This is a genomic window from Mesorhizobium sp. ISC11, assembly GCF_037162595.1.
In the GTDB taxonomy this organism is placed as follows: Bacteria; Pseudomonadota; Alphaproteobacteria; order Rhizobiales; family Rhizobiaceae; genus Mesorhizobium; species Mesorhizobium ciceri.
Genome location: NZ_JAVSPW010000001.1, coordinates 3,936,215 through 3,947,683 on the forward strand (window position 1 = coordinate 3,936,215; position 11,469 = coordinate 3,947,683).

General features: G+C 63.2%; 10 protein-coding genes and 2 pseudogenes. 9 read left to right on the forward strand and 3 right to left on the reverse strand.

All coding sequences use genetic code 11. The annotated features are described in order from the left end of the window. Window positions 1-112: 112 nt before the first annotated feature. Entirely contained in the window at window positions 113-565 is a 453-nt protein-coding gene (locus RPF88_RS19200; RefSeq protein WP_013528005.1) for an SRPBCC family protein, read from the forward strand. A gap of 30 nt (window positions 566-595) precedes the next feature. Here the strand turns inward: RPF88_RS19200 and RPF88_RS19205 are convergent, their stop codons facing one another. After that, window positions 596-1,777, reverse strand: coding sequence for an Mrp/NBP35 family ATP-binding protein (locus tag RPF88_RS19205; protein WP_337122944.1), 1,182 nt, complete (start codon window positions 1,775-1,777; stop codon window positions 596-598). A gap of 269 nt (window positions 1,778-2,046) precedes the next feature. Here RPF88_RS19205 and RPF88_RS19210 point away from each other — a divergent pair, with 269 nt between their 5' ends. Continuing rightward, complete coding sequence (locus RPF88_RS19210; RefSeq protein ID WP_063169927.1) at window positions 2,047-2,424, forward strand: VOC family protein; 378 nt, start codon at window positions 2,047-2,049, stop codon at window positions 2,422-2,424. Window positions 2,425-2,435: 11 nt separating this feature from the next. Here the strand turns inward: RPF88_RS19210 and RPF88_RS19215 are convergent, their stop codons facing one another. Next, window positions 2,436-3,440 (reverse strand): inorganic phosphate transporter, encoded by a 1,005-nt coding sequence (locus tag RPF88_RS19215; protein ID WP_013528008.1) that lies wholly within the window; start codon window positions 3,438-3,440, stop codon window positions 2,436-2,438. Between the two features lie 3 nt (window positions 3,441-3,443). Then, window positions 3,444-4,085, reverse strand: a complete 642-nt coding sequence (locus RPF88_RS19220) for a DUF47 domain-containing protein (RefSeq protein WP_013528009.1) — start codon at window positions 4,083-4,085, stop codon at window positions 3,444-3,446. Between the two features lie 151 nt (window positions 4,086-4,236). Here RPF88_RS19220 and RPF88_RS19225 point away from each other — a divergent pair, with 151 nt between their 5' ends. From RPF88_RS19225 to RPF88_RS19250, 7 genes and pseudogenes are all read left to right on the forward strand, one after another. Beyond that, window positions 4,237-5,151: a LysR family transcriptional regulator gene (locus RPF88_RS19225; protein ID WP_013528010.1), complete on the forward strand. Its 915-nt coding sequence runs from the start codon at window positions 4,237-4,239 to the stop codon at window positions 5,149-5,151. Between the two features lie 176 nt (window positions 5,152-5,327). Next, window positions 5,328-5,807, forward strand: a complete 480-nt coding sequence (locus RPF88_RS19230) for a formate dehydrogenase subunit gamma (RefSeq protein WP_023811689.1) — start codon at window positions 5,328-5,330, stop codon at window positions 5,805-5,807. Then, window positions 5,804-7,360 carry a formate dehydrogenase beta subunit gene (locus RPF88_RS19235; protein WP_337122946.1) on the forward strand — a complete coding sequence of 519 codons (1,557 nt, stop codon included), beginning with the start codon at window positions 5,804-5,806 and terminating at the stop codon, window positions 7,358-7,360. Before RPF88_RS19230 ends, RPF88_RS19235 begins: the two co-directional genes overlap by 4 nt. 10 nt (window positions 7,361-7,370) lie before the next feature. Beyond that, window positions 7,371-7,734, forward strand: a pseudogene (locus RPF88_RS33415) (2Fe-2S iron-sulfur cluster-binding protein); the annotation flags it as partial. A gap of 59 nt (window positions 7,735-7,793) precedes the next feature. Next, window positions 7,794-10,283 (forward strand): annotated as a pseudogene (gene fdhF, locus RPF88_RS19240) (formate dehydrogenase subunit alpha); the annotation flags it as partial. 2 nt (window positions 10,284-10,285) lie between these two features. After that, window positions 10,286-11,116 (forward strand): formate dehydrogenase accessory sulfurtransferase FdhD, encoded by an 831-nt coding sequence (gene fdhD, locus RPF88_RS19245; RefSeq protein ID WP_024503374.1) that lies wholly within the window; start codon window positions 10,286-10,288, stop codon window positions 11,114-11,116. Beyond that, entirely contained in the window at window positions 11,106-11,417 is a 312-nt protein-coding gene (locus tag RPF88_RS19250) for a formate dehydrogenase subunit delta (protein ID WP_013528015.1), read from the forward strand. Before fdhD ends, RPF88_RS19250 begins: the two co-directional genes overlap by 11 nt. Window positions 11,418-11,469: the final 52 nt, after the last annotated feature.

Here is an 11,469-nt window from a genome sequence, read left to right on the forward strand (position 1 = left end):
GCAACGCGCGGGAGCAGGCAAGAGGGCGTGCGGTCGCAACCGGACTTTGGTGCGATAGACACGCACCAAGCCGTGCGTTACGGGTTCGGACAGTCTTGTCCGGGAGGTTTTCATGGCTTTGGTGATCGAAGGCGAGGAGCGCATTGCCGCACCGCTGCAAAAAGTGTGGGAAGCGCTGAACGATCCCGAGGTCTTGAAGGCGACCATTCCCGGTTGCCAGAGCCTGGAGATGAAGTCGCCGACCGAGATGGCGGCAACCGTGGTGGTGAAGATCGGACCGATCAAGGCGACGTTCAACGGCGAAGTGACGCTGAAGAACCTGAAGCCGCCGCACTCCTACACCATCCAGGGCGAAGGCAAGGGCGGCATTGCAGGCTTCGCCAAGGGTGGCGCCGACGTGACGCTGACGGCAGATGGACCCGACGCCACGATATTGAACTACGCGGCCAAGGCCGATGTCGGCGGCAAGATCGCCCAACTCGGCAGCCGGCTGATCGAATCGACCTCGAAGAAACTGGCCGGACAGTTTTTTTCCAGCTTCGGCGAGAAGGTCGGCGCGGCCTAGGCTGCAGAGCGGCGGCGGCTACCGAACAAGCTACTCGAAAACAATACTCGGCACCGCCGCTGCCGCAGCACCACGCTCTTCGTTAACCCGGTCCCAGACCTTCGAGGCGATGTCGCGGTAGATTTTCGCCTCGGCGCCGTCGGGCTTGGAGACGACAACCGGCGTGCCGGCATCCGAGCTTTCGCGAATGCCCATCTCGAGCGGCACCTCGCCGAGGAAGGTGACGCCAAGGCGCTCGGCCTCGCGCCGCGCCCCGCCATGACCGAAGATGTCGTAGCGCTTGCCGGTGTCCGGGGCGATGAAATAGCTCATGTTCTCGACGATGCCGAGCAGCGGCACGTCGACCTTCTTGAACATGTTGAGGCCTTTTCGCGCGTCGATCAGGGCCAGGTCCTGCGGCGTCGAGACGATGACGGCGCCAGCCAGCGGCACCTGCTGGGCCATGGTCAGCTGCGCGTCGCCGGTGCCGGGCGGCATGTCGACGACGAGCACGTCGAGCCGACCCCATTCGACTTCACGCAGCATCTGCGTCAGTGCCGACATCACCATCGGGCCACGCCAGATCATCGGCGTTTCCTCGTCGACGAGGAAACCCATCGACATCACCTTCAGGCCGTAATTCTCCATCGGTTTCAGGATCTTGCCGTCGACGGTCTGCGGCCGGCCGTGGAGGTTGAGCAGCCTTGGCATGGACGGGCCGTAGATGTCGGCATCGAGCACGCCGACGCGCAGGCCGTTGGCGGCGAGGCCGAGCGCGATGTTGACGGCGGTGGTCGACTTGCCGACGCCGCCTTTGCCGGAAGCAACGGCAATGATCGCTTCGATACCGGGCACGCCACGCTTGCCCGAGCTGTGCGAGGCCGGCGCGTGCGGAGCCGCACGCGGCGCGGCGGCGGCGGGCGCAGCCGGCGGAACGGGCCTGGGTGCGGGGCGCGATGGAACCGGCGCCTCCATGCCGCCGCCCTTCTTCTCCGCCGTCAGCGCGACGACGGCGCCGGCGACACCGGGGATCGCCTTGACGACACGCTCGGCAGCGGCGCGCAGCGGCTCCATTTCCTGGGCGCGGGCGGCGGGAACGGTAATCGAGAAGAAGACCTTCCCGTCGGCGATGAAAATTTCCGAAACCATGCCGAGGTCGACGATGTTGCCGGTGAAATCCGGCCCGTTGACCGTCTTCAGACGCTCGGTGACGATTTCCTTGGTGACGGACATGGCAGTTTTTCCTTACGCAGCTTGCGCCTGAGATGCAGCTTGCCCCTGAGATAATGCAGTTTCCGGACAGAACCAAGCCGTGGAGCAATGGCTGTCTTGGCGTGCCTGAAAAACCGGCGGGTCCTGCCGGATTTCATCCGCGCCAAACGTCCTCCAGATAAGCGAGCGCCGATGCGGCCAGCAATCAATCCAGCCGACAGTCGCCAAACGATCGCAGCGACCTATTTCAACGACCAGCACGGGACCGACATGCCGAGAAGGAGGCGATTATGCTCGCAAACAGCAACGCAACGGCAAATCTGGCGGTAAGCGATCTGGCAAAGGCCAAGGCTTTCTACGAAGGAACGCTTGGCCTGAAACAGGTGCAGGATGAGGGGGGCGAACTGATCGTGTACAAAAGCGGCGATACCACCCTCAACGTCTATCATTCCCAATTTGCCGGAACCAACAAGGCGACAGCGGTGACCTGGATGGTTGGCGACGAGATCGGCAACATCGTCAAGGAGCTGAAGTCGAAGGGCGTCGCCTTCGAGCACTATCAGATGCCGGGCTTGACGCTGGAGGGCGATCTCCACGTCGGTTACGGAATGAAAGTTGCCTGGTTCAAGGATCCAGACGGCAACATCCTGAACCTTGTGGACAGGTAGATTTCTTCAGCTCACCTCGCCAGGCCAACCGCGAGGTAGGTGAGCGCCGAAATCAAAGCGGTGGCCGGCAAGGTAACGATCCAGGCGATGACGATGTTGCCGGCAATGCCCCAGCGCACGGCCGAGACGCGGCGGGCGGCGCCGACGCCGATGATGGCGCCGGTGATGGTGTGGGTGGTCGATACGGGAACGCCGAGCCAGGTCGCCGCAAACAGCGTGATCGCCCCACCGGTTTCGGCGCAAAAACCCTGCATCGGGTTCAGCCGGGTGATCTTCGAGCCCATGGTGTGGACGATGCGCCAGCCGCCGAACAGGGTGCCGAGCGCCAGTGCCGACTGGCAAGTGAGGACCACCCACAGCGGCACGTAGAAAGTCGCGCCGAGCATGCCTTGCGAATAGAGCAGCACGGCGATGATGCCCATGGTCTTCTGGGCGTCATTGCCGCCGTGCCCGAGGGAATAGAGCGAGGCGGAAAAGAACTGCATGACGCGGAAGGTGCTGTCGACCGCAAACGGCGTCTGGCGCACGAAGAGCCACGAGACGACGAGAACCAGGACGAGCGCCAGGATAAAGCCCGTCGCTGGCGACAAGACGATTGCCGCGACCGTCTTGCCAAGCCCGGTCCAGACGATGGCGCCCACGCCTGCTTTCGCAACACCGGCGCCGACCAGGCCGCCGATCAGCGCATGCGAGCTGCTCGAAGGGATGCCGGCGATCCAGGTGACGATGTTCCAGACGATGGCGCCGACCAGGGCTGCAAAGATCACCGCCGGGGTGACGATGCTGACGTCGACGATGCCTTTGCCTACGGTCTCGGCAACGTGGAGGCCGAAGAACATGAAGGCGATGAAATTGAAGAATGCCGCCCACAGCACCGCATATTGCGGCCGCAGCACGCGGGTGGAAACGATGGTGGCGATGGAATTGGCGGCGTCGTGCAGGCCGTTGAGAAAGTCGAAGAACAGTGCGACGGCGACGAGGCCGGCCAGCACGGGAAAGGCAATGGTTGCTTCCATCACCTAGACATTCTCAATGACGATGCCGCTGATCTCGTTGGCGACGTCCTCGAAGCGGTCGACCACCTTTTCCAGTTGGCCATAAATCTCGCTGCCGATCATATAGGCCATCGGATCGCTGCTGCCGTGCTTCCTGAAGAGATCCTTCAGCCCTTGCTCGTGCAGGTCGTCGGCCCGGCTTTCGACGCGCATCACCTCTTCGGCGATGGCGTTGAGGCGCACAGTATGCGTTGCGACCTTGTTGAGCAGCGGGATCGCCTCGGCCACCAGCTTGGCGGCGGCGACGATGACACCACCCATTTCCTGCATCAGCGGATCGAACTCCTTGCGCTCGAACAGCTTCACCGTCTTGACCGTCTTGTGCATCATATCGATGGCGTCATCCATCGACTGGATCAAGTCCTTGATGTCGCCGCGATCGAAAGGCGTGATGAAGGAGCGCCGTACCGCCAGCAGGACTTCCGCGGTGATGTGGTCGGCCTCATCTTCAAGATCGATGATTTTCTGGCACCAGAGATCGATATCCCTGCCCTGGAGAAGCTGCTCCAGCGCCTCGGCGCCGCCGACTACGGTGCGGGAATGTCGTTCGAACAGGTCGAAGAAGCGATCTTCGCGCGGCAAAAGCTTGCGGAACCAGCCCAGCATGGTCGATCTCCCAGTTTCATCCACATAGCGCCGCATTCAGCCGCGGGAAACAGGTAGCCGGCTTAAAGGTGTGGATGCAGGGCAATTGTGCGTGGCGCTTGCGGTAGAGCACAATTTCCCCGACCTTGCAGCGAACGACCGGAAAGATCACATGATCGACAAGCTGGAATTCTTCATCGCGCTCGCCAGGGAGGAGCATTTCGGCCGGGCGGCGGAGGTGTGCGGCGTCACGCAGCCGACGCTGTCGGCCGGCATCAAGCAGTTGGAAGGCCAGCTTGGCGTCATGCTGGTTCTGCGCGGCTCACGCTTCCAGGGGCTGACGCCGGAGGGAAAACAGGTGCTGGTGTGGGCACGCCGCATCGTCGGCGACACCAGGACCATGCGCGAGGAAATGCGGGCGGCGCGCCACGGACTTTCGGGCCGTATCCGCATCGCCGCCATCCCGACGGCGCTCGCCATGCTGCCGCGGCTGACGACGCCATTTCGCGAAAAGCATCCCGGCGTCACCTTTTCGGTGCTGTCGCGGACTTCGATCGAGGTGCTGTCGCTGCTCGGCAATTTCGACATCGATGCCGGCATCACCTATCTCGACAACGAGCCGCTGGGGCGGGTGACCAGCGTGCCGCTCTATGACGAGCGCTACCAACTGATCACCGCGATGGGAAATCCCTATTCCGACCGCGACAAAGTGACATGGGCGGAGCTCTCAAGCCTGCCGCTGTGCCTGTTGACGCCGGACATGCAGAACCGCCGCATCATCGACCAGCATCTGGCCGAAGCCGGCGTGCAGGTGCGACCGACGCTGGAATCCAATTCGATGATCGTGCTGTTTTCGCACATCCGCACCGGCAAATGGTCGTCGATCATGCCGCTCAACCTTGCGGAAACATTCGGCTTTTCCGAACCTATCCGGGCCATTCCAATCATCGAACCAGACGCCAGCCACACGGTCGGCCTGGTGGCGACACCGCGCGAACCGCACACACCTTTGGTCTCGGCGCTGCTGGACGAGGCAATGGCGCTGGCGGACGATTTCCATGCCAACCGTTCCGCTAGACAGGGTTAGTCAAACGGAACGATAGAAGATTTCTATCGTACAACGAAACCGCTTTATTGATTTCAGAGGTTTTCTCTGGTTTCTTAAGCACTTAGCGATAAAGCGGCACGCGCATGTCGTTGTTCCAAAACAGCTTGATGCTTTTGGCCGATATGCGTGGGTCGCTACGATAGGGAGGGCGCTGCATGACAATGCAGCCTGCAAGTACCGAGATTACGTCGCGCACGGCCGCGATCATCCAGGAGATGAAGGGGCTCGAAGGCCCTTTGCTGCCGATCCTCCACGGCATCCAGGAAGAGTTCGGCCATGTGCCCAAGGATGCGCTGCCGGTCATCGCCGAGGCGCTGAACATTTCCAGGGCCGAGGTGCACGGCGTCGTCAGCTTCTATCACGATTACCGAAGCCATCCGGCAGGCCGGCATGTGTTGAAGCTCTGCCAGGCGGAATCCTGCCAGTCCATGGGGTCGGATGCCATCGCCGCCAAGCTGAAGCAACTGCTGGGCATCGGCTTTCATGAAACGACCCGCGACGGTTCGGTGACGCTGGAGCCGGTCTACTGTCTTGGCCTGTGCGCCTGTTCGCCCGCCGCCATGCTCGATGGCGAGGTGATCGGACGGCTCGATGACGAGAAGCTCGACGAGATCGTTGCAGAGGTGCGCTCATGATCCCGCGTATCTACATTCCCGGCGATTCCGGTGCGCTGGCGCTTGGCGCCGAAAAGGTCGCCAAGGCGATCGCCGGCGAACTCGCCGAGCGCGGCATCGAAGCCAAGATCGTGCGCAATGGTTCGCGCGGCGCCTATTTCCTCGAACCGATGGTCGAAGTCGCTACAGCCAACGGCCGCATCGCCTACGGGCCGGTCAAACCGTCCGACGTCAAAAGCCTGTTCGACAGCGGCTTCCTTACCGGCGGCCATCATAAACGCTGGCTGGGCGCGCCGGACAAGATCCCCTTCCTGGCCAAGCAGACGCGGCTGACTTTCGCGCGCTGCGGCGTCACGGATCCGCTGTCGCTCGAATCCTACAAAAAACATGGCGGGTTGAATGGACTGATGAACGCGCTGGCGCTGACGCCTGCCGCCATCGTCGCAGAGGTGACCGAATCCGGCCTGCGCGGGCGCGGCGGCGCCGGCTTCCCGACCGGCATTAAGTGGAAAACGGTGCTCGATACAGCAGGCGACCGCAAATACATCGTCTGCAACGCCGATGAAGGCGACTCCGGCACTTTCGCCGACCGCATGATCATGGAGGGCGATCCCTTCGTGCTGATCGAAGGCATGACGATCGCCGGTATAGCCACGGGCGCGACCAAGGGCTTCGTCTATGTCCGCTCGGAATATCCGCATGCGGTGGCGGCGATGAATAAGGCCGTCGAGATCGCCCGCAAGGCCGGCGTTCTTGGCGCCAGCGTGCTGGGTTCCCCTTACGCGTTCGACATGGAGATCCGGGTCGGCGCCGGCGCCTATGTCTGCGGCGAGGAGACGGCGCTGCTCGATTCGCTCGAGGGCAAGCGCGGCATGGTACGCGCAAAGCCGCCTCTGCCGGCGCATAAGGGGCTGTTCGGCAAGCCGACCGTGATCAACAACGTCATCAGCCTAGCCTCTGTGCCTGTCATCATGGACAAGGGTGCGGCCTTCTACAAGGATTTCGGCATGGGCCGCTCGCGCGGCACGATCCCGGTCCAGATCGCCGGCAATGTCAAATTTGCAGGGCTGTTCGAAGCCGCTTTCGGCATGACGCTTGGCGAGATCGTCGACGAGATCGGCGGCGGCACGGCCACCGGCCGGCCGGTCAAGGCAGTGCAGGTCGGCGGACCGCTCGGCGCCTATTTCCCGCGCGCGCTGTTCGACACGCCATTCGACTATGAAGCCTTCGCGGCCAAGGACGGGCTGATCGGCCATGCCGGTATCGTGGTGTTCGACGACACAGCCGACATGCTGAAACAGGCGCGCTTCGCCATGGAGTTCTGCGCCATCGAAAGCTGCGGCAAGTGCACGCCCTGCCGCATCGGCTCGACGCGCGGTGTCGAGACCATCGACAAACTCGCCGCGGGCATCGAGCCGGAGAAGAACCTCGCTCTGGTCACCGACCTCTGCAACACGATGAAATTCGGCTCGCTCTGCGCGCTGGGCGGCTTCACGCCCTACCCTGTCATGAGCTCGATCACCCATTTCCCCGACGACTTCAAGCCCGCGCCCGTGCGCGTGGCTGCCGAATAGGAGCTGGCAGATGAACATCAAGGCCGACTTCCCCTCCCTCGTCGAAGAGATCGACTACGGAACCCCGCAATCGAAGGCGCAGAAGCAGGTCACGCTGAACGTCGACGGGCGCAGCATCACCGTGCCGGAAGGCACCTCGATCATGCGTGCCGCGATGGAGGGCGGGGTCGAGATCCCGAAGCTTTGCGCCACCGACATGCTGGACTCCTTCGGTTCGTGCCGTGTCTGCCTTGTGGAGATCGAAGGACGCGGCGGCACGCCGGCATCCTGCACGACGCCTGTCGGCGAAGGCATGATCGTGCGTACGCAGACGGAGCGGCTCGATGCCATTCGCCGTGGCGTCATGGAGCTCTACGTCTCCGACCATCCGACCGGCTGGAACGAACAGGCCGGAACCGGCGCCAGCGAGTTCGATGCGGTGGCGAAGTCGATCGGCCTGACCGAGAACCGCTACGGCATCGAGGGCCGCAACCACGTCAAGCCGGAAGGTGGCGTGGCGCCCGGCCATGGCTCGCTGGCAGTCGATTACATCGCCCGCGACGAATCCAACCCCTATTTCACCTATGATGCCTCGCAATGCATCGTCTGCTCGCGATGCGTGCGGGCGTGCGAAGAAGTGCAGGGCACGTTTGCGCTGACCATCGAGGGACGCGGCTTCGAATCCCGGGTTTCGGCGGGAATGCACGAGGCGTTCATCGATTCGGAATGCGTGTCCTGCGGCGCCTGCGTCCAGGCCTGCCCGACCGATGCGCTGCGTGAGAAGACGGTGCTTGCCAAGGGCCTGCCGGAGCGCTCGGCCGTCACCACCTGCGCCTATTGCGGCGTCGGCTGCTCGTTCAAGGCCGAGGTGAAGGGTGACGAAGTCGTTCGCATGATGCCCTACAAGGAGGGCAAGGCGAACCACGGCCATTCCTGCGTGAAGGGCCGTTTCGCCTATGGCTACGCCACCCACAAGGACCGCATCCTGTCGCCGATGATCCGCGAAAAGGTCACCGATCCGTGGCGCGAAGTAAGCTGGGAAGAGGCGATCGCCCATACCGCCAAGGAATTCCGCCGCATCCAATACCAGTACGGACGCACCGCGATCGGCGGCATCACCTCGTCGCGCTGCACCAATGAGGAAACCTACCTCGTCCAGAAGATGGTGCGGCAGGGTTTCCGTAACAACAATGTCGACACCTGCGCACGCGTCTGCCATTCGCCGACGGGCTACGGGCTCGGCCAGACATATGGCACGTCTGCCGGCACGCAGGATTTCGATTCCGTCGACTTCACCGACGTCGCCGTCATCATCGGCGCCAATCCGGCTTCCGCTCACCCGGTGTTCGCCTCGCGGCTCAAGAAGCGGCTGCGCCAGGGCGCCAAGCTGATCGTGCTCGATCCGCGCCGCACCGAGATGGTCAAGTCGGCCCATATCGAAGCGGATTACCACCTGCCGCTGAAGCCCGGCACCAATGTGGCCGTGCTGACGGCGCTGGCGCATGTGATCGTCACCGAGGGCTTGTTCGACGAAGCCTTCATCCGCGAACGTTGCGACTGGACGGAGTTCCAGGATTGGGCATCGTTCGTCGCCTTGCCGGAAAACAGCCCCGAAACCGTCGGCAAATTGTCCGGCGTCGATCCCGAGCTGATCCGCGGGGCGGCCCGCCTCTACGCCACCGGCGGCAACGGCGCGATCTATTACGGCCTGGGCGTGACGGAACACAGCCAGGGTTCGACCACTGTGATGGCAATCGCCAATCTCGCCATGGCCACCGGCAACATCGGCCGGCCCGGCGTCGGCGTGAACCCGCTGCGCGGCCAGAACAACGTGCAGGGCTCCTGCGATATGGGTTCCTTCCCGCACGAACTGCCGGGCTATCGCCACATCTCCGGCGAAGCCGTGCGCGATATCTATGAGACCTTGTGGGGCGTGAAGCTGGACGACGAACCCGGCCTGCGCATCCCCAACATGCTGGACGCCGCCGTCGACGGCAGCTTCAAGGGCATCTACATCCAGGGCGAAGACATTCTGCAGTCCGATCCCGACACCAAGCATGTCGCAGCCGGCCTTGCCGCGATGGAATGCGTCGTCGTGCACGACCTCTTCCTCAACGAGACGGCGAACTACGCCCATGTCTTCCTGCCGGGCTCGACCTTCCTGGAGAAGGACGGCACCTTCACCAACGCAGAGCGCCGCATCAACATGGTGCGCAAGGTTCTTGAGCCGAAGGCGCGCTACGCCGATTGGGAGGCGACGCAGGAGCTTGCCCGCGCGATCGGGCTGGACTGGAACTATCAGCATCCCTCCGAGATCATGGACGAGATCGCGATGACCACGCCGAGCTTCGCCGGTGTCTCCTTCGAGCTGCTCGACCGTGTCGGGTCCGTGCAATGGCCCTGCAACGAGAAGGCGCCGCTCGGCACCCCGATCATGCATATCGACGGGTTCGTGCGCGGCAAGGGCAAGTTCATCCGTACCGAATATGTGGCGACGGACGAAAGGACGGGGCCGCGCTTCCCGCTGCTGCTCACCACCGGCCGCATCCTGTCGCAGTACAATGTCGGCGCGCAGACCAGGCGCACCGACAACAGCATGTGGCACTCGGAGGACCGGCTGGAGATTCATCCGCACGACGCCGAGAACCGCGGCTTGCGCGACGGCGACTGGGTCCGGCTGACCAGCCGCTCGGGCGAGACGACGCTGCGCGCGCTGATCACCGACCGGGTGTCGCCCGGCGTGGTCTACACGACGTTCCACCATCCGGACACGCAGGCCAACGTGATCACCACCGACTTCTCCGACTGGGCGACCAACTGCCCGGAATACAAGGTGACGGCGGTGCAGATCGGCGCCTCCAATGGGCCGTCGGAATGGCAGCGCGACTATGACGAGCAAGCCAAGCAGAGCCGGCGCATCGCGTCTTTGCAGGCGGCGGAGTAGTCTTGAGCGCGCGGCGCAAAGCCACGACGCAGGTATCGCGGCTGGCGCACCGCGCCAGCGGCACTGCTACGGCGAACCGCATGGTGCCGGAAGAGACGCCGGTGGCGTTCTCCTTTGCCGGCACCACGCATGCGGTGATGATGGCAAGCCCGGCCGATTTCGAGGATTTCGCGCTTGGCTTCTCGCTGACCGAGGGCATTGTAGCTGCGCCGGAGGAGATCGAAACCATCGAGGTCGAGGACCATGGCGCCGGCATCGACATCCAGATCCGGCTGAAGGACCGAGCCAACACGCGCTTCGAAGCGCGGCGGCGAAGGCTCGCGGGTCCGGTCGGCTGCGGGCTCTGCGGCATCGAATCGATCGAGGAAGCGATGCGTTCGGTCGATGCGGTTGGTGTGTCAAAGCTTACGCTTGATGCCAACGATATTGTCCGTTCGGTCAAGCTTTTGTCGAAAGTGCAGCCGCTGCACACCGAGACCGGAGCCGTGCACGCCGCCGGCTTCTATGTGCCCGGCAAGGGCATCGTCATGGCGCGCGAAGATGTCGGCCGTCACAATGCGCTCGACAAGCTGGCGGGTGCGCTGGCCAAAGCCGGCATCGAGGGCGCATCCGGTGCTGTCGTGGTGACATCCAGGGTTTCGGTCGAAATGGTGCAGAAGACGGCTTCTATCGGTTCGGCCTTCATCATCGCCGTCTCGGCGCCGACCGCCCTTGCCATCCGCACGGCGCAAGAGTCCGGCATGACGCTGGTGGCGCTGGTTCGCGGCGACGATTTTGATATTTTCACCCACCCCGACCGGGTGATTTGCGGAGTTGCCAAGCATGTCGCATGACGAAGAACACATTATGAGCACTGCCGAGAAGCTGGTGCGCATGGCAAACCAGATCGCCGACTTCTTCCATTCCAAGCCGCGCGAGGAAGGCATTGCCGGCGTCGCCGAGCACATCAACAAGTTCTGGGAGCCGAGGATGCGGCGGCAGTTCTTCGAAATGCTGGACGACGGCACCGGGAACTTCAACGAGTTGGTGGTGGCCGCCTCCGCCAGGATCAAGCGACCGATCACGCCGGCTGCGGCCGACCTCAAACTCGGGCTCAAGCCCTCCCCTGCCGACGTCGCCGCCTCGCAGGAATAGCCGCCAAGCCGCGCCAACTTACATTCACAATCGCTAAAGTTTAAGCTGCCGC